The 21990-nt window shown below is 65.5% G+C and carries 13 protein-coding genes and 1 tRNA gene; 6 read left to right on the forward strand and 8 right to left on the reverse strand.

The annotated features are described in order from the left end of the window. Window positions 1-430: 430 nt before the first annotated feature. From JY96_RS21930 to JY96_RS03915, 3 genes are read left to right on the forward strand one after another with little or no spacing between them, the layout of a single operon-like run. Window positions 431-4504: a response regulator gene (locus tag JY96_RS21930; protein WP_052162116.1), complete on the forward strand. Its 4074-nt coding sequence runs from the start codon at window positions 431-433 to the stop codon at window positions 4502-4504. A 3-nt stretch (window positions 4505-4507) separates the two neighbouring features. Next, a complete protein-coding gene (locus JY96_RS03910) occupies window positions 4508-6742 on the forward strand; it encodes a bifunctional diguanylate cyclase/phosphodiesterase (protein WP_052162117.1) in 2235 nt (744 codons plus the stop codon). 3 nt (window positions 6743-6745) lie between these two features. Then, window positions 6746-8524, forward strand: coding sequence for a diguanylate cyclase (locus JY96_RS03915; RefSeq protein ID WP_035035102.1), 1779 nt, complete (start codon window positions 6746-6748; stop codon window positions 8522-8524). 39 nt (window positions 8525-8563) lie between these two features. Here JY96_RS03915 and JY96_RS03920 read toward each other — a convergent pair whose 3' ends face one another. After that, window positions 8564-10099 carry a bifunctional ADP-dependent NAD(P)H-hydrate dehydratase/NAD(P)H-hydrate epimerase gene (locus JY96_RS03920; protein WP_035041128.1) on the reverse strand — a complete coding sequence of 512 codons (1536 nt, stop codon included), beginning with the start codon at window positions 10097-10099 and terminating at the stop codon, window positions 8564-8566. A gap of 460 nt (window positions 10100-10559) precedes the next feature. Here JY96_RS03920 and JY96_RS03925 point away from each other — a divergent pair, with 460 nt between their 5' ends. Then, entirely contained in the window at window positions 10560-11588 is a 1029-nt protein-coding gene (locus tag JY96_RS03925; RefSeq protein WP_035035104.1) for an AraC family transcriptional regulator, read from the forward strand. A 21-nt stretch (window positions 11589-11609) separates the two neighbouring features. Here the strand turns inward: JY96_RS03925 and JY96_RS21935 are convergent, their stop codons facing one another. The 5 genes from JY96_RS21935 to JY96_RS03950 form a co-directional block, all read right to left on the reverse strand. After that, complete coding sequence (locus JY96_RS21935; RefSeq protein ID WP_152606356.1) at window positions 11610-12857, reverse strand: lipase family protein; 1248 nt, start codon at window positions 12855-12857, stop codon at window positions 11610-11612. 249 nt (window positions 12858-13106) lie between these two features. After that, entirely contained in the window at window positions 13107-14822 is a 1716-nt protein-coding gene (locus tag JY96_RS03935) for a ClcB-like voltage-gated chloride channel protein (protein WP_052162888.1), read from the reverse strand. Window positions 14823-14943: 121 nt separating this feature from the next. Further along, window positions 14944-15375 carry a hypothetical protein gene (locus JY96_RS21940; RefSeq protein ID WP_052162119.1) on the reverse strand — a complete coding sequence of 144 codons (432 nt, stop codon included), beginning with the start codon at window positions 15373-15375 and terminating at the stop codon, window positions 14944-14946. 121 nt (window positions 15376-15496) lie between these two features. After that, a tRNA-Ser gene (locus JY96_RS03945) sits at window positions 15497-15586 on the reverse strand. Between the two features lie 45 nt (window positions 15587-15631). Then, window positions 15632-16459: a symmetrical bis(5'-nucleosyl)-tetraphosphatase gene (locus JY96_RS03950; RefSeq protein ID WP_035035106.1), complete on the reverse strand. Its 828-nt coding sequence runs from the start codon at window positions 16457-16459 to the stop codon at window positions 15632-15634. A 74-nt stretch (window positions 16460-16533) separates the two neighbouring features. On the opposite strand from JY96_RS03950, the gene JY96_RS03955 reads away from it, so the two are divergent. Then, window positions 16534-17829, forward strand: coding sequence for a hemolysin family protein (locus tag JY96_RS03955; protein WP_035035108.1), 1296 nt, complete (start codon window positions 16534-16536; stop codon window positions 17827-17829). Here the strand turns inward: JY96_RS03955 and JY96_RS03960 are convergent, their stop codons facing one another. After that, entirely contained in the window at window positions 17830-20457 is a 2628-nt protein-coding gene (locus JY96_RS03960; protein WP_152606358.1) for a DNA internalization-related competence protein ComEC/Rec2, read from the reverse strand. Window positions 20458-20592: 135 nt separating this feature from the next. Here JY96_RS03960 and JY96_RS03965 point away from each other — a divergent pair, with 135 nt between their 5' ends. Then, window positions 20593-20997 carry a GFA family protein gene (locus JY96_RS03965; RefSeq protein ID WP_035041142.1) on the forward strand — a complete coding sequence of 135 codons (405 nt, stop codon included), beginning with the start codon at window positions 20593-20595 and terminating at the stop codon, window positions 20995-20997. 27 nt (window positions 20998-21024) lie between these two features. Here JY96_RS03965 and JY96_RS03970 read toward each other — a convergent pair whose 3' ends face one another. Then, window positions 21025-21900, reverse strand: a complete 876-nt coding sequence (locus tag JY96_RS03970) for a CPBP family intramembrane glutamic endopeptidase (RefSeq protein ID WP_035041156.1) — start codon at window positions 21898-21900, stop codon at window positions 21025-21027. Window positions 21901-21990 lie beyond the last annotated feature (90 nt).

The raw sequence follows: 21990 nt of genomic DNA on the forward strand, positions 1-21990 counted from the left end.
TTAACGCTAGCGTCAGCAATTTGACGCATCACAAAAATGACGTCGCTTTGTAACAACACCGCGCCGGCCACGCACCAAGCCATCATGGCCAGGGCAAACAGCCACACGGGCGCCTCGATGAGCGCCAGAGCGACCATCGCGACAACGCCGCCCAGGGCCCAACGCCAGAACCGGGCCTTCGAATGGCGAAAACCCTGATCAAGCGGGGTGGGCAAATCTACGTCGCTGCGCATCCAAACCATTGTAAGGAGGGCTGCAAGGGGTTTCTTCTGCTGGTTGAAGTTTTCACGGAGCCTGTAAAGTTCGTGAAATATCTGACGAAGGTCACAGTATGCCCGCCTATTTTCTCGCGGCAAGTGGGTGACTTTCCCAAGGAATCAAGTTGGCGATGTCGCAGAACCCGTATTCAAGGCGCACACCTTGGACCGTGATGATGCTCCTTCTGGCGCTTGCAGCCGTGGCCGCTGCAACCTGGAACTGGGGGCTCAGCGGTCTGGGCCTGACCGTGACCGTGCTGGCCTCCACCGGCATCGGCCTCATGGCGCGTCGGCCTCTGCAGCCCGCGGGTGATCAGCCCAGCAGCACCCAGCCACCGCAAAACACGGAGTTGTCCGCCGATGCCGTGGCCCAGGCCACGCAGCCCCTGTCTCAACCACCTGCATCCCCGCCGCCCAACGAGCCCACCCCGAACGACGACGCCCAGCGCCAGCTGGAGCTCAGCCGCCGCATCGCAGAGGCCGCCCACACCGCCCCCAATCTGGCCCAGGCCCTGCACCGGGTGGGCGAAGCCCTGCACCAGCACCTGGGCTCGCGCGGCTGGATCTGCCTGCGTGTGGAGGGCTGGAACGGTGAGTCGGCCTTGCTGCGGCCCTGGATGGACACCGGCAGCGATGGCAACGACATGATCGACGTGTCGGCCATTGCCGCCACGCACCGCGATGAACGCCCCCTGGGTGAGGCGCTGAGCAAGCTCTCGCCCCAGATGGCCGACATCCCCCGCTCCCCTGACAGCAATTGCCCGTGGCGCCTGAACGGCACCCAGAGCGTGGTGGCCATGCCCATCTCGATCGAAGGCTGGCCCCTGGCCCTGCTCGAATTCGACGACCCCAGCGCCAGCCAGACGGATTGCGCCGCCGTGCTGGAGATCGCCGCCATCCAGCTCGGCTTCGTGGCCCAGCGCGATGCCAACCTGGCCCACATGGCCAGCAACGCCGAACACCTCAGCCGCCTGACCCTCGTGGCCACGCGCATCAGCAGCGGCGTGGCCATCACCGACCGCGACGGCAACATCGAGTGGATCAACAGCGCCTTCGTGGCCCTGACCGGCTGGCCGGAAGAGCGCGTCATCGGCCGCCGCCTGCCCGAACTGCTCGCCCAGGAAGTCAGCGACCCGGCCACGGTCACGGAACTGGAAGACCACATCTCGCGTGGCGTGCCCTTCCGCTTGTCGTACGAATCCGGCCGCCAGGGCTCGCAGAGCATCACGCGCTACTGGGGCGAGATCGACGCCATCCAGATGCTGGACGAGACCGGTGGCCGCAGCCAGTACGTCTGCCTGTTCAACGACATCACCAAGCGCAAGTCGCAGGAGCACATCCGCGACCAGGAGCGCGAGTTCCTCGAAGCCCTGCTGGGCAACCTGCCGGTCAGCCTGTTCGTGCTGGACCCGGTCAACCTCAATGTGGTGGCCATCAACCGCTACACCGAGATCGAATTCAAGCTGCAGCGCGACCAGGTCGTGGGCCGCTCCATCGAGCATGCGCTGGGCAAGTCCGTGCTGGGCATGACCCAGCCTTATATGCAAGAGGCCATCGAATCGGGCCTGACGGTCGAGCACGATTTCACCTGGTCCGGCGAAGCCGGCACGCGGGTGGTCAATGCTCGGCACTTCGCCCTGCGCCACAGCAATGGCCGCCCTCGCCTGCTGATCTCGCTGGTGCGCGACATCACATCGTCCCGCCAGGCCCAGGCCGACCTGGAAGAGTCCGAACGGCGCTTCCGCGAGCTGGTCGAGTCCATGGACGACTCGGTGTACGTGGCCACGCAATCGCGCGAGCGCTACATCTACCTGAGCCCGCGCACGGAGGCCCTGCTGGGCATTCCGAATGAAGAGATGCAGGCCCAGCCCAGCCGGGTGCGCGACATGGTCGTGCCCGAGGACCTCCACCTGCTGGTCGAGCAAGAGGCACACGAGCAAGCCAACGAGCCCACCGACGCGCTGCTGCGCCTGGTCGTGCCTGGCAAGGGCCTGCGCTGGATCCGCCACCGCACCCGCGCCCGCCGCCTGCCCGATGGCCAATCGCGCATCTACGGCCTGGTGTCCGACGTCACGGAAGACCATAACCAGGCGCTGGAGCTGCAACGTGCCCGCGACCTGGCCGAAGCCGCCAGCCAGGCCAAGAGCCAGTTCATGGCCAATATGAGCCACGAGATCCGCACGCCCATGAACGGCATCCTGGGCATGACGGAACTGCTGCTGGGCACGCCGCTCAACGACAAGCAGCGGCGCTTTGCCCAGGCGGTCTACCGCTCCGGCGAGAGCCTGCTGGAGATCATCAACGACATCCTGGACTTCGCCAAGATCGAAGCCGGCCGCCTGGAACTGGCCACCTGCGACTTCGTGCTGCGCACCCTGGTGGAAGACACCCTGGAGCTGATGGCCCCGCGCGCCCACGAAAAAGGCCTGGAGCTGAGCTTCCGCGAACAACCCGGCCTGCCCGCGGTCATCCACGGCGACCCGCTGCGCCTGCGCCAGATCCTGACCAACCTCGTGGCCAACGCCATCAAATTCACCGAACACGGCGAAGTGGTGGTGGACATCCGCCGCGCCATTGGCGGCACCGTGAGCCTGCACAACGGCGACATCCCCAACGGCATCGAGCTGGAATTCATGGTGCGCGACACCGGCATCGGCATCCCATCCGAGGTGATCCCCCGCCTGTTCAGCGCCTTCGTGCAGGCCAATGGCGGCATGGCGCGCCGTTATGGCGGCACGGGCCTGGGCCTGGCCATCTCCAAGCAGTTGGTCGAGCTGATGGGGGGCTACATCGAGGCGCACAGCGCACCTGGCGTGGGCTCGGAGTTCGTGTTCCGCGTGCCGGTGCGCGTGGGCGACACCCAGGTCGACATGGCCATGCTGGAAGAGCCCGAGATGCCCTCTTTCAACGTGCTGGTGGTGGACGACAACGACACCAACCGCACCGTGATCGAGAACATGCTCACCGCCTGGGGCATGAACGTCACGCAGGCCACCAATGGCCGCGAGGCGCTCAACATCCTGATGGCCAACCCGAATCAGGACGCCGAGTTCGAGCTCGCCCTGGTCGACATGAACATGCCCGAGCTGGATGGCCTGGGCCTGGCCGAAGCCCTGCGCAGCAGCGGCCGCTACCCCCATATCAAGATGATCCTGCTGTCGTCGGTATCCTCGCCGGACGACGTGCGCCGCGCCCAGGAAGCCGGCTTCCAGCGCTTCGTGGCCAAACCCTTGCGCAAGGCCGAACTGCGCCAGGCCATCCTGGGCATCTCGGCCGAACTGGGCAGCGACGTGGCCCACGAGGCCATCCGCATCTGCAAGAGCGTGCTGGTCGTGGAGGACAACTCCGTCAACCAGGAGGTCTGCAGCCAGATGCTGCGCCGCCTGGGTTGCGAGGTGAAGGTAGCCAACTCGGCGCTCGAAGGCCTGCGCAAGCTGGGTGAATACCGCTTCGACCTGGTGCTGATGGACATCCAGATGCCCGGCATGGACGGCGTGGAGGCCCTGAGCTGGTTCCGCCGCGGCTCGACCACCCGTTTCAAGTTCCTCACGCCGTCCGACACCCCGGTCATCGCGGTGACGGCCAATGCACTGGAAGGCGACGAGCAACGTTTCCTGGATCTGGGTTTTGACGACTACCTGTCCAAGCCCTTCCGCCAGAGCCAGTTGCAGAAGATCCTGATCGAGCACACCCACCCGGACGGCCTGGCCTCCGGCATGGCCAACGAAGAGCCCAGCACCGTCCCCATGGCCTTGCGCGATGTGGCTGATGCCCAACGAGACACCCAAGCCGGCGCCCTGCCAACCGCCGAGCCGCACGACGAGCCGAGCGAGCCCACCGTGCCCGCCGCGCTGGAGCCGCTTGCCGCAGCACCTGCCAGCGCGGTGGCTGACCACAGCGACCTGTTCGACGCCGAGGCCCTGCGCCGCCTGCGCGAACTCGACCCGCGGGGCGACAACCGCCTGATCGAGCGCGTGGCCAAGGCCTTCGAAACCTCGGTCGGCCGCCTGCTACCGCAGTTGGATGAAGCATTCAAGATGAATGACAGCGCGGCAATCATGCATGTTGCGCATACACTGAAGTCGTCCTCAGCCAGCATCGGCGCACTCAAGTTGTCACAAATGTGTGCCGAAATTGAAACCATGATCCGGCGCCAGACAGGAGAAGACTTGAGCACACGCATCCGCGAGGTTCCCATTGAGGCTGACCGCGTGCTCCTGGGCCTGCGGCAGATGCTGGAGACTTGAGCGATGAGTCTCCCCTCCCTCATGGCCGATCAGAACCTCGACGAACAACCCAAGGTCCTGCTGGTTGACGACGATGAAGTCAACCTGCTGCTGACCTCGATCGCCCTGCGGGAACGCGGCTTTGCCATCACGGAGGCCAGCTCCGGCGAGCAAGCCCTGCACTTGATGGCCGACCTGCTGCCCGACGTGGTGGTGCTGGATGCGGTCATGCCCGGCCTGGACGGCTTTGCCACCTGCCAGGAATTGCGGCACCTGCCCGGTTTCGAATCCCTGCCCGTGCTGATGCTGACGGGCCTGGACGACGAAGCCTCGATCACCCGCGCCTACGAAGTCGGCGCCACGGACTTTTTCGTCAAGTGCACCCAATGGAGCCTGCTGGCCGGGCGCCTGCGCTACCTGCTGCGTGCCTCCCGCACCCGCTACGAGCTGGAGCGCAGCAAGGCCAAACTGGCCCGCGCACAAGACCTTGCCCGCATGGGCAGCTTCGACTGGCGCAAGGGCGCGGGCGACATCGCCTTCTCACTTGAAGGCCTGCGCGTCTTCGGCATGGGCCAGGGCGACAGACTCGGCCTGCGCCAGATCGTGCGCATGATGCCGGCCGAAGAGCGGCGAGCCTTCCAGCGCGTGCTGCGCGAGGTGATCGACCATGGCACGGTGCTGTGCAACGACGTGCAAGTTGGCCTCACCGATGGCCGCCAGCGCATCCTGCACGTGGAGGCCGAGCCCGAATTCAACGAGCAGGCCAACCTGATCGGCTACACCGGCATCGTTCAGGACGTGACCGACCGCCGCGTGGCCGAAGACAAGATCAAGCACCTGGCCAATTTCGACACGCTCACCGGCCTGCCCAACCGCCGCCAGGTGTTCTGGCGCAGCGAACGCGCCATCGAGCATGCCAAGCGCCTCAACCATTGCGTGGCCCTGCTGCAAGTCGGCCTGGACCGCTTCAAGATCATCAACGAGAACCTGGGCCACCACGCCGGTGACGAACTGCTGATCGAGGTCTCGCGCCGCCTGCGCAGTTGCGTGCGCCACTCCGAGCAGGTCATGGAGGGCAACCTGGACATCGGCAGTGGCCAGCGCGTGCACCGCACGCTCGAAGCCGTGGGCCGCCTGGGTGCCGATGAATTCGTGGTGCTGCTGCCCGAGATCAGCAGCGAGCAGGAGGCCATGGACACCGCGCGCCTCATCCTGGATGCGCTGCGCGAACCCATGATGGCCGCCGGCCAGGAATGCTTCATCACCGCCAGCGTGGGCGTGGCCGTGTTCCCGGCCCATGGCCTGAGCGTGGCCGACCTGCTGCGCAATGCCGACGTGGCCATGGACCTGGCCAAGACCCAGGGCCGCAACACCGCCCAGCTGTATGACCCGCAACTGGCCAGCAAGGGCCGCGTGCGCCTGGACCTGGATACCGCCCTGCACAAGGCCCTGGAGCGCAAGGAACTGGTGCTGTACTACCAGCCCAAGATCGACGTGCGCACCAGCCGCATGGTGGGCGCTGAAGCCTTGATGCGCTGGCAGCGCGGCACCCAGCTGGTGCCGCCTGGCGACTTCATCCCGCTGGCCGAGGCCACCGGCCTGATCAACGAGATGAGCCTGTGGGCCATCGAAGAAGCGGCCAAGCAGGCCAAGGAATGGGAAAGGAAGTTCGGCTTCGATGCCTCGATCGCCGTCAACCTGCCCAGCCGCCTGTTCGAACAAGCTGACCTGGTCGAAAAGATCGAGGCCATCCTGTCACGCCTGGGCGTGGAGCCCCGTGCCATCGAGCTGGAAATCACCGAAACCGGCCTGATGAAGGACTTGCAAGGCGTCGTGCCCTCGCTGCACCGCCTCAACCAACTGGGCACCGAGATCTCGATCGACGACTTCGGCACGGGCTATTCGTCCCTGGCCTACCTGACCACCTTGCCCATCAGCGAACTCAAGATCGACCGATCCTTCGTGCGCGACCTGGGTGACACGCCCCAGAGCGGCGCCGTGGTGTCCGCCATCATCGCGCTGGCCCGTGCGCTGGGCTTGCGCGTCATCGCCGAGGGCGTCGAGAACGTGACCCAGATGGAAGTGCTCTACAACCTGGGCTGCCACATCTGCCAGGGCTTCCTGTTCGCGCGCCCCATGCCCGCCAGCCAGGTCGAGCAATGGCTGCTGGACACACAGTCCGGCCAGACCTTGCCGCGCATCGCCGGTGGGCTGGTCGGCACGGACCCCACCGCCACAAGGATCAGCGGCTCACGTTGAACCATGCCCACACCGCCCAACACGCCAAGCAGCTCACTCACCCCTGCCCAACTGGCCAAGGCCGCACTCAAGCGCCTGGCCGAACAGCGGCTGGAGCCCACCCCTGACAACTACCGCAAGGCTTACGAGGCCGAGTCAGGCGTGCCCTCCTCGCCCACCACCACGCCAGACAGGCCCGCGGACAAGGCCGCCACGCTCAACGAGTCCCAGCAGGACAACGATGACGGTGAACGCTGGTCCAACCTGATCACCCGCATCCTGCGTGGTGCGGAACGGGGCGGCCGTCAATGGACCACCGCCCGCAAGAAGGACAGCCTCAAGCGCGTACTCGATGGCAGCAAGAGCTCGGCCACGCGCCTGCACCAGCGCCTGACCCAGCTCGTCGGCAGCTGGGACAGCGACACGCTGGACAACAGCCTGCTGGAAGGCGACGAGGCCGCCGCCGACACGCCGGCCACATCCACTGAAGACAAGGCCGCTGCACCGGCGCAGGCCAGCGCGGCGTCCACCGCTGCGCCTTTGATCACGACACCCGACGCCACGCTGGCATCCACGCCCGCCATCACCTCGTCCTGGCCCGAGCTGGCTCGCCACGCCATCGACCAACTCGCCGACACGGTGGCGGCCGCCCTGCCCCCGCAGCAGGCGCAGTCGGAAGAAGCCATCCGCACCATTGAGTCCGTGCTGGATCAAACCCGCGACACCACCGTGCCCGATGAGCAGCACGCGCACATCAAGTCCGAGATCAGCCTGGCTTGCGAGCAGGCACGGCGCGTCATCGAGCACCGCTACCACCTGATCGACCAGTTGACTGGGCTGTGCACCGCCCTGACCGACAGCCTGGCCGAGTTGTCTGAAGACGACTCCTGGGTGCAAGGCCAATGCCTGGCCATGCGCCACCAGTTGGCCGATGGGCTCAACAGCCGCGGCGTGCGCCACATCCAGCAGTTGCTGGCCGAGACCCGTGAGAAGCAGATCGCACTCAAGCAGGAACGCGAAGCGGCCCGCCAGGCGCTCAAGCAGTTGATCCACCAGATGCTGCACGAGATCGCCGAACTGGGCAGCACCACCGACCGCTTCCATACCAATTTGGGCCGCTATGCCGACACCATCGGTGAGGCCGACAGCCTGGAGAGCCTGGCCGGCGTGGTGCGCGAAATGGTGGCAGAAAGCCGCACCGTGCAGGCCGTGGTGTCGCAGACGCAAACCCGCTTGAACGACGAGCACGCCCGCGCCAGCGAGCTGACCGAACGCGTTCGCCAGCTGGAAGACGAGATCCGCAAGCTGTCTGACGAGGTCTCGACGGACCCGCTGACCCAGATCGCCAACCGGCGCGGCATGATGCGCGCGTTCGAGACCGAGCAGGCCAAGATGCAACGCGACGGGACCACGCTGGCCATCGGCTTGCTGGACGTCGACAATTTCAAGAAACTCAACGACACCCTGGGCCACCAGACGGGCGACGAAGCCCTGAAATTCCTGGCCCGCCGCGTGGGCGAATTGCTGCGCCCCGTTGATGTCGTGGCGCGCTATGGCGGCGAAGAGTTCGTGGTGCTGCTGCCAGCCACTGGCCTGGATGAGGCCCAGCAGGTGCTGACCCGCCTTCAACGCACGTTGAGCGCCGAGTTCTTCGAGCATGAAGACAAGAAGGTGTTCATCACCTTCTCGGCCGGGGTCACGCTCTACCGCGCAGGCGAAGCCATCGAGGCCACGCTGGACCGCTCGGACGTGGCCTTGTACGAGGCCAAGCGCACCGGCAAGAACCGCACCTGTATGAACTGATGAACTGAGGGCGCCCGACGAGGCTACCCCAGCCCGCGCTCAACGCGGCACAGGCAAAGCAGCCAGGCGCTTGAGCGCAGCCGGGATCAGATCAGGCAGGTCATCGGCGATCAGGCCCAGGCCAAAGTCCTGCGCCGCATCACCATGCAACCAGGCCGCGGCACACGCCGCCTGCCACGCCGGCATCCCCTGAGCCAGCAAGCCCACGATCATGCCCGCCAGCACATCACCTGCGCCCGCCGTGGCCAGGGTGGCCGGCGCATGGCGGTTGATGGCCGCGCGCCCATCGGGCGAGGCCACCACGGTATCGGCGCCCTTGAACAGCACCACCGCGCCACTGAGCCTGGCCGCTGCACGCGTGCAGGCCAGCTTGCTGCCCGCGCCCGCCACTTCCGGCGTCTTGAACAGGCGAGCGAACTCGCCACCATGCGGCGTGAGCACCACGGGCCGGCTGTGCCCCTTGATCGCGGCGAACAACAAGGATGGGTCTTCATGGAAGGCCGAGATCGCGTCTGCATCCAGCACCACCGGCCGGCCACTGGCCAGCATGGTCAGCACCAGGCCGCGGATGCCCGATGCGTTCGAGCCGCCCATGGCACCCGGCCCGATCAGCATGGCCGACAGCCGGTCGTCGTCCAGCAAGCCCTCCAGGCCCACCTGCCAGCTGGCGGCGGCTTCGCCCTCCAGCGGGTGCACCATCACGCACTCCAGCGCGCTGGCGTACACAGGCCAGGCACGGTGTGGTGTGCACACCGTGGTCAGGCCGGCCCCGATGCGGGCGCAAGCGCGGGCAGCCAGCCGGGCCGCGCCGGTCATGGAGGCGCCGCCCCAGATCAAGGCATGGCCTCGGTGGTACTTGTGGCCGGCCGCGTCCACCGTGGGCCACACATCGCGCCAGACGACGGGCTGGTTGTCCCAGGCCTGCACGTTCATGGGCGCCAGCACTTCAGGCCGGATGCCGATACCCGACACCACCACCTCGCCACACAAGGCCCGCCCCGGCATCAAGGCATGCCCGGGCTTGAGCCTGAAGAAGGTCACCGTGAGCTGCGACTGCACGGCCCCTGCGGCCTCACCGGTATCGCCCCAGACACCGCTGGGTACGTCCACCGCGACGATGGGCAGGCCACGGGTGTGCGCCTTCAGCAGCACATCGGCAGCCACGCCATCCAGAGGCCTTGCCAGGCCGGCACCGAACAAGGCGTCCACCACCAACTGGGCCCCATCCAGGCATACCGGCGCCACATCGTTCAACAAGGGGGTATCGCCACCGGCTTGCGACCAGGCTTGTGCCGCCAGGGCCGCGTCCCCTTTGAGTGCGTCAACAGGGGCCAGGCAGGCCAGTCGCACAGGCCAGCCCAAGGCACGCAAGCGCGTGGCCACCACGAAGCCATCGCCACCGTTGTTGCCGGGCCCGCACAGCACCACCGTGTCACGTGGCGACCAGCGCTGTGTGAGCGCACGCACCACGGCATCACCTGCTGCCTGCATCAAAACCCAACCAGGGGTGCCCGCCGCGATGGTGGCCGCGTCGGCTTGCGCCATCTGCCCGACCGTCAAGATTTCACAAACCATGTTGAAGACACCCGCCTGGGGGTGCAAGGAAAAGCATCTGCGCACAGTGTGCCGCCAACTTTCACACACAGGTGGCATCTGCATCTTGATCTGCGTGCAAAAAACCGCCACAGCACCGATGAAAAGCGAGATACTGAATCTGTCGACGCGCTGAGGTAATCAACGCCAGACGGGGTAGCCGGGTAACGGCGCCAAACATGGGTGCTCAGCCTGACTTGATCAGGCAGGCAAGGTGGTCTTGCCGCACCACGCCACCGATCTGGTGGCTCCCCTTCACAGGGGCAGATCTGGGGACCGCCCCACCAGATCAGGCCTTCCAGTTGGATGGCCGCCGCACAGCCCGTCGCTCCTAGGCCGATGGGCTGTTTTCTTTGTGGGCGTGGCACCTCAAACATCGGTGCAAAGCCGAATGGCCGTGAGGGCTGTGCTGCTCTAGCATCGGGCCTCCGCCTGATTCGCCATGCCCATCGAACGCAGTTACCTCGGCTCCGCCAGCCCCAGCTATGCGCTGGCGGTGCTGGAGTATTTCGAGCAACGCAGCATCAACCCTGAAGATGTGTTTGATCCAGCACGTGTGCACGACATCCGGCAAGGAGCCGACACGCAACGGCTGAGCATCCTGCAATGGCAAGGCATGCTGCAGCAGGCGGCGAAGTACCTGGGCGACCCGGCCTTCCCGCTGAAGCTGGCCGAGACCATCAAGATGCGCCACCTGGGCATGCTGGGCTTTCTGCTGATGTCGTGCGACACGCTGGGGGCCGCCGCCGCCACGCTGCAGCGCTACGAGCAATTGCTAGACAGCGTCAACGAGGCCGAGTTCCAGGCCGAGGGCGAACACTGCACGCTGACCTGGCGCCCGCTCATCGAGAACCCGCCTGTGGACTTCATCATGTTGTCCATGAGCTTGTGGGCGCACCAGGCGCGCAAGCTGGCGGAGCGGCCGGACCTGGTCTGCGATGCCTGCTTCACGTTTGCCGAGCCTGACAGCGCAGCGGTGCGGGCCTGCTTCGAGGCCACTTTTGGCGGGCGTGTGCAGTTCAACAAGGGCGTCAACCAGTTGCGCATCCCCATGGCCTACCTGAGCCTGCCTGTGGCGCAGCGCGACCGGCATGTGCATGCCTCTTTGCGGCAACAGGCTGAAACCGATCTGGTCAAGCTGCTGGGACAGGATCACGGCTTCATGGCGCACCTTGAAACGCTGCTGGCCGAGCGCCTGCCCATGGGCGAGGTCACGCTGCAGCATCTGGCCACTGAGTTGCAACTGGCACCCCGCACCTTGCAGACGCGGCTGGAGCAGCACGGCGAAACCTACCGCGAGGTGCTGGACCGCGTGCGCTACCGTCAGGCAGAACGCCTGTTGCGCAACCCGCGAATGACGCTGGCCCATGTGGCGGACCTGCTCGGCTTCTCAGATCAAAGCGGCTTCCAGCATGCGTTCAAGCGCTGGGCGGGGGTGTCGCCCGGCGACTATCGGCGGCGCCTGACCTGAGCAGTCAGGCGCCAAGCTGCGTCACTTGCAGTTGGTGGGAGCAGGCACGTCGTTCAGGCGGTCCTGCAAATAGGCAAAGGCCTTGCCAAAGCCCGTGACGGCCAGCAGCAAGTGGTCGTTGTAGGTCCGGCTGTATTGCACCTTCACGCCCTGGCTGCAGTACTTGTTCACCAGCGCGTCCACATCGGCCACCGGCATGAGCTCATCCACCGTGCCTTCGTAGATGTAGACGGGTGCCCCCGGTGTGCGCTGCCCCAGGCGGTTCTCGGCAATGATCTGCTTGACCACGGGCACATCCAGCAACTGCGGCACGGTGGTGTTGCTGCTCATCTTCTGGAAGGCGAAGTTCAGCAGCGGGTCAGGTGCACCGGTGAGGAACTGCCCCAGGCACATGTTCTGCGCCTTGGCCAGCATGGTCTTGCCTTTGTCATTGGTCAGCGTGGCCGTATCCACCTCCGGGTAGCCATTGGCCAGCGCGGCCACGGCACCGAAGTACACGCCCGCCCAGAAGCCGCCATCCACCTTGCGGGCAATGTCACCCAGGTCCACGGCCACGCCACCGGCCGCCACGCCCTTGATGTTCAGCTCGGGCGCATAACTGCGGTACAGCTCATTGGCCCAGTTGGCCGCGATCGCACCGCCCGAGTAGCCCGAGATCACCACCGGGGTGCTGGCACCATTGAGGCCGGCGGGGTTGAAGTTCTCTGCCGCGCGGATGCCGTCGAGCACACCGTGGCCGGAGTTCAAACCGATCGTCCACAGCGACTTCAAACCCTCGTAGTCAGGCGACATCACCACCAGGCCATTCTTCAAGGCGGTCTGGATCAAGGCCTGTTCCAGCGCCGTACCTTTGACGAACTCGTAGGACGGCGCGCAACGCAGCGTCAAGGCGTCATACGCAACGTTGTAGGCCATCAACTGTCGGTTGGTCGCCGGCGCGTTGTCCGGCAAGAGCACCGTACCCACCATGGCCACGGGGCGCCCCTTGTGGTCGGTGCTGCGGTACATCAGTTGCCAGGCCTGGCCTTTCACCGGAAAGAGGTAGTAGGCCTTGGCGTTGATCTCGCGGTAGCGCAGCACCGTGCCAGGCATCACCGCGCCCAACTCCACCTCGCTGGGCGCGGTGTAGAACGTGTCGTTCTTGGGCTCCAGCGGTGGCGTGGGTGGGGCAGGAAAGGCCTGCTGCGCCGCAGCGGGGTGCGACAAAGTTGCGGCCAGGGCGGCCATGCTGGCGAGGCCAGTCAGGATGCGGTTGAGGGATGTCGTCATGTTGATGCGCTGCGCTGTCTCTTGGTGTTGCTCTGAACCGCGGCCAGCGAGGGCCGCGGCATGATGCCGACGCACGGAGGCATCGGCGAGCACATGGTGAAAGCAGCTCACCAGTCTGTATTGCGCGTTCGCGCAGATGTCATGCGGCAACGCGCATAAGCAGGGTTAGCCCCGAGCCGGATTCAAGATGGCAAGACCGCCAGCAGGGGGGCACCGACGTGACGACAAGGACCCGTGCGAACGGCATGCTCAGCGGGTCAGGCTCGCCCCCATCAGCAGCATCACATCGGTCTTGGTGGCCGAGCCAAGGAGCTTGCGCACGCCACCTTCATCGCTCACCACGGGGAGGCGTTCGCCGTGATGACGCGCAAACACCAGCAGCGCCGCGCTCATGTCCATATCAGGCGTTAGCGCGGGGAACTCACGCAGCAGGATGTCGCTGGCGAACAGGGTCGGCACAGCATGCTGGGCCATGGCGCGCGCCACGTCATGCAAAGACACCGCACCCACGAACCCGCCTTGCTCGTTGACGACATAAAGATACTGCACCCGGTGTCGGGCGAATACCTGAGCCAATTCAGCCACGCTCGTCTGGGGCGTCACGCTGGGGCGATCCGGCTTGATCAGATCAGCTACCGTGGTCAGCCTGATGGCTTGCACGCCGGCGTCCGTGCGCTGGCTGCGCAGAGAGGCGGCGTAAACAGAACCGCGGCGAAAAACACGCGCTACCGAATACGCACTCACGCAAGCCAGCATCAGCGGCAAGGTGATCTGGTAGCTCATCGTCATTTCCGAAATCATCAGAATCGACATCAACGGCGCATGGGTGGTTGCCGCCAGCATGGCCCCCATGGCCACGGCAGCACAGGCGCTGGGCAAAGCCATGCCGGGCACCAACGCATTGAGTGCATGCGCATAAAGCGCACCAAATGTTGCGCCAACAAACAAGGTCGGCGTGAACACACCACCCACCGCCCCACTGCCCACTGTCGCCGACGTGGCCAGCAGCTTGGCCATCAGGACCAGCAACAATGCCTGCCAGCCCCATGGGGAGCCCAGAATCGAGTTCACAACGCTGTAGCCATTTCCCCAGACCTGAGGCTCGTACATCGACACCAGGCCAACGATCAGCCCACCCAAGGCGAGCCGGAGCGCGAGCGGCAGTGGTAGCCGGGCAAACAGGCTTTTGGCGGCATCCAGCATCCAGAGAAACGCAGGCGCGACCAGGCCAGTCAGCGCGCCCAGCATCAAATATGGCAAGACATCGGCGCCAGCGATCGGCGCGAACGCGGGCATGTCATAGCTTGCGTGATACCCCACCACCTGATGGATCACGATGCTGGCACTGACCGACGCAACCAACAATGGCCCGAGCCCGGACATCGCCACCGAGCCCAACACGATTTCCGAGACGAACAAGGCCCCTGCAATGGGTGCGTTATAGGCAGACGCGATGCCTGCTGCAGCACCGCAGGCTGTGAGCAGGCGCTGGCGCGGCACATTGAAATCGACCGACTTGCCGAGCACGGATGCGGCCATCGCGCCCAACTGCACCATGGCCCCTTCTCGCCCGATCGAAGCACCAGAAGCAATCGACAGCAAGGAGGACAAGCTGCGCAACAGCGACTGCCCCGGCTTGATCACGCCATCTCCTGCGGCGATGGCCTCCATGTAATCAGGGGCCGAACGCGCTCCCGGCATGCGTCGGGCCAGGACGAGTACGGTACCCGCCAGCAACCCACCAAGCGCCGGGATCCAGACGCGTTGCCAAGGCTGCAGTGCACTGGCCACCGCAACCAGGCTCCCCGTGTGACGAGTGAAACCCCATTGAAGCAAGGAAATCGCTTCACGAAAAGCCACCGTGGCCAGCGCCCCCACCACCCCTGCCAGCGCCGCCCACAACCAAAGCGTGTTGCCGGGCCGTGGCATCAAGCGCTCTATCAAGCGCAGCCTGAAACTCAGCAGCCGCCTGTACCAATCTGATTTTCTGGGTGGCATCGCCGGTCCGCTCATGGTGATGATCAGCAGGCGCGTGCCTGCGCAAGAAGCGGCACGACGATGGTTGCCAACGGCAAGACCTGGCTGATCACCCTTGGAGACCCGCTTGCAGCACCGCCAGACAGCGCGCTCTCACCGTCTCCGGCAAATCGACGATGGCGTGCGCCAGGCAGGCGCGGGCAACCCGCTGGGCGTCTTCCAGCGCCCCCTGTTGCGAATAAACAAGCATCAGTCGCTCGTAGGGGTGGCTGCCGCAGAACATGTCGTCCACGTTCGCCTCATACAGGGCCATGGCGGCATCCAGCTGCCCTTGCTTTTCCAGGGCCTCACCGCGCACATTGCGCTCGGTCAGCACGGACTCCATCTCATGGATGCGCGCCCGGAGTGCATCGCCACCGTCTTCGCCGCAGGCCATGACCCGCCCCAGTTCACGGCGAGCCTCGTTGAGCTGCAACTGCAGCGGGCGCCGGTCTTCCTGACCTGCTTGTGTCGGACCGGCCACCGTCAGCAGCCTGTACATGCGCCCGAGAATGCCCACCAAGCACCTCAATAGAAGCCCCTCATCGAAACGGATGACCCGCAAGAGGAGAGAAGCGTCAACCATGAAATGCCCAAGCAACTCATTGACTCGGGCCAGATACTGGCGGGTGCGGTGAGATTCGAACTCACGGAGGGGATAAACCCTCGCCGGTTTTCAAGACCGGTGCCTTAAACCGCTCGGCCACACACCCTGAAGCTCGCCATTGTAGTGGCTTTGGCCACAGCTTTGCTGCCGCTCAAGCCTTGCCCGGCTTTTGCGCCTGCGGGCAATCGATCTGAATGAGCTCGCGCGTGGCGCCGTCGACACGCACCGCCGAGAGCTGGCCGCCCCAGACGCAGCCGGTGTCCAGCGCCAGCAGGTCGTCACGGTTGATGAGCCCCAGCGTGGACCAATGCCCGAAGGCCACGGGCGTGCCCTCGGTGCGGCGCCCCGGCACGTCGAACCAGGGCATGAAACCCTCGGGCGCGCCGTCGCTGCCGTCCTTGGTGGCGAATTCCATCGTGCCGTCCACCGAACAAAAGCGCAGGCGTGTCAGGCTGTTGACCACACAGCGCCAGCGCGGCACGCCTTGCAGGCTGTCATCCCAGCGCTCGGGCTCGTTGCCGTACATGCGGGTCAGGAACTCCCCCAGGTCCGGCCCGGCCAGCATGGCCTCGACCTCACCGGCCAGCGCCACGGTCTGCGCAGCATCCCATTGCGGCACCACGCCGGCATGCACCATCAGCCATCCGTGCTCATGAACGGCCAGGCGCTGCTGGCGGATCCAGTTGAGCCAATCGTCCCGGTCGGGCGCGTTCAGGATGGTGTCGAGCGTGTCACTGCGGTGGGGCTTGCGCACGCCATGGGCCACCGCCAGCAGGTGCAGATCGTGGTTGCCCAGCAGGCAGGTGGCCGAGTTGTCCAGCTCGCGCAGGCGGCGCAGCACGCCCAGCGAATCAGGCCCCCGGTTGACCAGATCGCCCAAGATGTAGACGTGGTCCCTTGAAGGAGAGAAATCAATGGTCTGCAACAACCGCTCAAAAGGGTTGCAACAACCTTGCAGGTCGCCAACTAAATAGATCATGGAACGGATTCTGCTACGCTTATGGGCCCTTTACAGACGGCCCGGCCAAGGCATTGCCCGACGCGGCGCCACACATGGAACTTGCTCTACTGTTTTTTCTGACCCTGCTCAACGGCTGTTTCGCCATGTCGGAGATGGCGCTTGCCGCCAGCCGCAAGGCGCGCTTGCAGGTCATGGCCGAAACCGGCGACGTGGGCGCTCAGACCGCCATCGAGCTCCACGACAACCCCACGCAGTTCCTGTCCACCGTTCAGATCGGCATCACCTCCACGGGCGTGCTCAACGGCATCGTGGGCGACGCGGCTTTCTCCGAACCGCTTGCACACTGGCTGCATGCGCAGTTCGACCTGCATGAACGTGCCGCGGCCATTTCTGCCACCGGCATCGTGGTGCTCATCATCACCTTCGTGACCATCATCTTTGGTGAGCTGGTGCCCAAGCGTGTGGGCCAGCTCTACCCCGAGACGGTGGCCCGCCTGGTGTCGCAGCCCATGAAGTGGCTGTCCCGGATGGCCAAACCTTTTGTGCGCCTGCTGGCGGCCACCACGGTGGCCATCCTCAAACTGCTGGGCATCAAGGACAACGGCAACCGCAGCGTGACGGAAGAAGAGATTGCCGCCCAGTTGGAAGAAGGCCTGGACGCCGGCGTGATCGAGGCCCATGAGCACCAGATGGTGCGCAATGTGTTCCGCCTGGATGAGCGCCAGATCGGCTCGATGATGATCCCGCGCAGCGACATCGCCTGGCTCAACATCGACGCGCCCATGGAAGACAACCTGGCCACGATTGCCGAGCACGGCTATTCGCGCTACCCCGTCTGTCGGGGCGGCCTGGACGACGTGGTGGGCGTGGCCACGGCCCAGCAACTGCTGCATCAGCTGACCCAGCATCAATCCAATGACCTGAGCGAAGGCCTGATGCCCGCGGTGTTCGTTCCCGAAACCCTCTCGGGCATGGAGCTGCTGGAGCACTTCCGCGCCTCGGACACACAGATGGTGTTCGTGGTGGACGAATACGGCGAAGTGCAAGGTGTGATCACGCTGCGTGACGTGCTGGAAGCCATCACAGGCGAATTCACGCCCACCGAATCGGAAGATGCCTGGGCCATCCAGCGCGAGGATGGCTCCTGGTTGATCGACGGCCTCATCCCCATGCCGGAGCTGAAGGATCGCCTGGAAATGAAGGCCCTGCCCGATGAGGACCGTGGCCGCTACAACACCCTGGCCGGCATGGTCATGCTGTTGCTGGGTCGCCTGCCTGAGACCACCGACTCGGTTGACTGGGAAGGCTGGCGCTTCGAGGTGGTGGACATGGACGGCAAGCGCATCGACAAGATCCTGGCCAGCCGCATCAACACGCACGAAGGCTGATCAACCATCCTCAGTGGGGCGGTGTCCCTTGACGGGCCTGGCCTGCATCGGTGAAGGCTGATCCCAATACCGATGGTGGCCCGGCCGCCAGCACTGCCCGAGGCGCGGTGTGGCGCCCGGCTGGGTGACATCCAGCGGGTGCGTATCAATCTGGCTTTCGCCCATCGACCAGACGAAGGCCCCACAAGCCGGCGTGGCCACCCAGTTCAGCTGCATGGCCTCGTAGCGCGCCAGCACCGGCGGCGAAGGGTGCCCATAACGATTGCGGCGGCCCACCTGAATCACCACCTGCTGTGGCTGCACCGCCTGGAGGAAACCAGCCGTGGACGATGTTCGGCTGCCGTGGTGCGCCGCGACGAGCACGGTGCTGCGCAAGGCCTGCGGGTCATGGGCGACCAGGGCTGCCTCCTGCTCGGCCTCGATGTCACCCGTCAACAAGGCGCTCGCGCCGTTGGGCCCATCCACACTCACCTTGAGCACGCAGGACATCGCATTGGGTTCGCGCTCGGTGCGATTGGCGTAGTCATCAGGCCACGGGTGCAGCACCTCGAAGCGCACACCATCCCATTGCCATTGCTGGCCTGCCTGGCAGGCGAGGTGAGGCACCGCTTTGCCGCCCATGCCTGGCTGGTGGCGCAGCGCATGATCCTCATCCAGCGAGCTGATCAACTGCGCCACCGGCATCTGCCCGATGATGGCGGCCGCCCCGCCGACATGGTCGGTGTCCTGGTGGCTGATCATCAAGGTGTCCAGCTCGCTGACACCCATGGCCCGGAACAGGGGCAGCAAGGTGCGCTCACCGGCATTGAGCTGCTCGCCAATGCGTGGCCCCGTGTCGAACAGCAGCGCATGGTGTGCTGTGCGCACCAGCACCGCCGTACCTTGGCCGACATCCGCCGCGATCAGGCCAAACGTACCGGGCCTGGGCGCTGGCAAGACATGCCCGCTCTGGGGCAAATAAGCCAAGGGCAAAACGAACGGCAGCAACCCCAGCCGCCAGCGCCAATGCATCGGCACGGCCAGCGCGGCACCGGCCACCACGCCAAACAGTGCCACCCACCAGGGCAACACCGGTGACGCCGCCATCGCGGGCCACGCGTGAACGAGCGAGGCCACCAGGCCCATCAGGCCATGGATCACCCAGACACCGGCATCCCAGCACGGGGCCCACAACGTCCCCAGCAGGGCCATTGGCGTGATGCAGATCGTGAAGACAGGAATGGCGATCAGGTTGACCAGCAGGCTGCTGATCGAGGCCTGCTGAAACACGACCAGGCTCAAGGGCATCAAGGCCAGCGTGATCAGGCACTGGATGCGCACGAGCTGGCACAAGTCCCCCCAGGCCTTCGCCGCCCAGCCCCGCAGGCGCTCGCTCATGGAGGATGGCTCCGGCCCGGCAGGCTGGACCTCGGTGTGCAGTGGCGAGGCCGCCAGGCCTGCGGACAACAAGACCCCCACCGCCACATACGACAACCAGAACCCGGCCTGCCGCACGGCCCAGGGGTCCAGCACCGTCAGCCCCACGGCACTGACCATCCACACCAGTGGCCATGGCCAGCGCCGGCCACCCGATCGCAAGCAGCACACCATGGCCATCATCCACACCGTCCGCTGGGCCGGCACGCCCCACCCCGCCAGCACCGCATACAAACCGCTGGCACACACCGCCGCCCACATGGCCACATCGGGCGCAGGCCACCAGTGCATGCCTCTGGGCCACCGTGACCAGAGCCGGCGCACCAGCAAGGCTGCCATCCAGCCAAACATGGCAATGTGCGCGCCGCTGATGCTGACGAGGTGGGTGATCCCGGCCTGGCGGAACAAGCCCCAGTCATCTTGCTCGATAGCCGATTGATCCCCCACGGACAAGCCCGCCAGGATGCCCGCCGCACGCCTGTCTGGCACATGCTCGAAGATCGCGCCCCGTATGCGCTGGCGCCAGCGGTCCATCACCCCTTGCCAAGGCCACTCGGCCTGATCGCTGATGCGGCGTGCACCCTGCCCGTCTCCCACCCCCTTGGCCCGCACCTTGCCCACCGCCCTGACACCCCGCTCGAAATAGGCCAGCGTCCCGTCAAAGGCACCAGGGTTGGATTGGCCATCTGGCGCATGCAGTTGCACCGTCACCTGCCATTGCTCACCAGCCAGGGGCAGCACGCCATCTTGAACGGCCATGCGCACACTCAGGTGCCGCGGCCAGTCACGGGCCATGGTGTCAGTGTCCAGTCCCCGCTGCGGCAACCAGTTGATCACCCGGGCATCCAGCACGGCACCGCCTGGCACGGGTTGAGGCAAGCCTTCCACCTGCACGAGGGCGGACACCGCTTGCCCCACCCACGCATCAGGGATGGCTTCGTGCATGCGGGCGCTCGCGCGCCACGCCGTGGAAGACCAGGCCAAGGCCAGCACGGCCAACGCGCTCAGGGCCAGCCATGCCCAGCACAAACCGCGCCGCCATCGCGCAAACCTGATCCAGGGCCGGCGCCTCGCCCAGATCAAGGCGATCAAGCCGACCCCGGACACACCCGCAACCCATGCCGACGCCCAAGCCGGTGGCAACGCCCCCGCGCCGGTCTGCCAGAACACCCCCCACAACCAGGCCCCAGCCCAGACCAGCCACACACCCATCACCCGCCACCCACATTTTTTGTGTTGCCATCTGTATCAATGGCTGCGGCATTGTGTGGAGCACATTAAACAGCGGCAAGCACCCCGATAGGTGGCGATGAACGGGGGATGGACAAGGCACAGCACAATCCAGCCATGAACACAGGAAGCTGCCTGTGCGGGGGCATTCAATTCCGCATCCTCACCGACATCCCACCGATTCAGATCTGTTATTGCAGCCAGTGCCGCAAGGCGCAGGGTTCGGCGTTTGCCGGCAATGCGCCCATCCCGGCAGCAGACTTCGAGCTGGTATCGGGGCAAGCCTTGATGCAGGCATACGAGGCCACGCCGGGCAAGCGCCGCTGGTTCTGCAAATGCTGCGGCTCGCCCATCTACAGCGAGCGAGACAGCCTGCCGGGCGTGCTGCGCGTGCGCATGGGCACGGTGGACGAGCCCATCCAGGCCGGCCTGGCCTTTCATGCCTATGTGGGATCAGGCTGCAGCTGGTGGGCAGCGCCAGACGATGGTCGCCCGCACCACCCGGCCAGCCCGACCACCTGAGTGCAATGGCCACGCGCCCTGCCAAACTCAAGCCAAAGCCGGATAGGTGAACAGCAGGAAGTGCGTAGCATTGACCGCGATGTGCGTGAGGATGGCCGCCTCGATGCGCCGGGTGCGCGCATAGGCCGCCGCATACCCGAGCCCGGCAACGGTGGCCAGCAGGGCAAAGGGCCACCCACCACCCAGGTGGACGGCACCAAACAAGATCGCAGACACCAGCGCCGGCAGCCAGCACACCAGTGGCGATGCCCCCCATGCCTGAGCCAACCGTTCCTGCAACAGCCCACGGAAGAATGCCTCCTCGGCCACACAGGTGAACAGCAAGTTGATGGCGAGGAAGGCTGGCGCCTGCACCGGCCACTTCGGATCCCAGTGGATCAAATGGGTTGCCACACCCAAGCCCAGCACCAGGGCCACGGTAAGCAGCAAGATGGGTGCGGTGGCCAACAGCATGGCGCGCCATTCAGGCAGCGAGCCACAACGCCGGCACACCCAGACCAGCAGCCCCAGGCCGGCCAGGGCCTTGTCCACGCTGGCGAACAAGGCAAAAGGTGGCGCGTCCGGACTCAGCCGAACGGCTTCAAACACCGGCACGCGGTGAAACCAGGGGAAGGCGTGCAAAGCCAGCGCCAGCGCCATCACGCCAAAGGCCAGAGGCGGCCACTTTGATGAGGCGCTCGACGAGGCGCTTTCCTGGGCCCACCACCCCAGCCACATGAAAACGGCCAGTGGCAACAGCGCGGCCCAGTTCAGCACGCCACCGGCCAGGCCAGCCAGGACGGCCGCCACCAGCAACCACACCCAAGGCGCACCCCAGCCGCCGGCCGCGCCGCTGCGCGCCGGGCTTGGCCACCAGCTCACCACAATGGCCAGGCCCAGCAGCCCCACACTCACATCGGCCATCACCATCGATCGGCACCTTCCTGAATTGCTTGTAATTGCTTGTATCACCCTGTCAAACCGGGTGTCAGGCAGTCGGTGTAGCATTCCCGT

Origin of the sequence: Aquabacterium sp. NJ1, from assembly GCF_000768065.1 — a bacterium.
In the GTDB taxonomy this organism is placed as follows: Bacteria; Pseudomonadota; Gammaproteobacteria; order Burkholderiales; family Burkholderiaceae_C; genus Aquabacterium.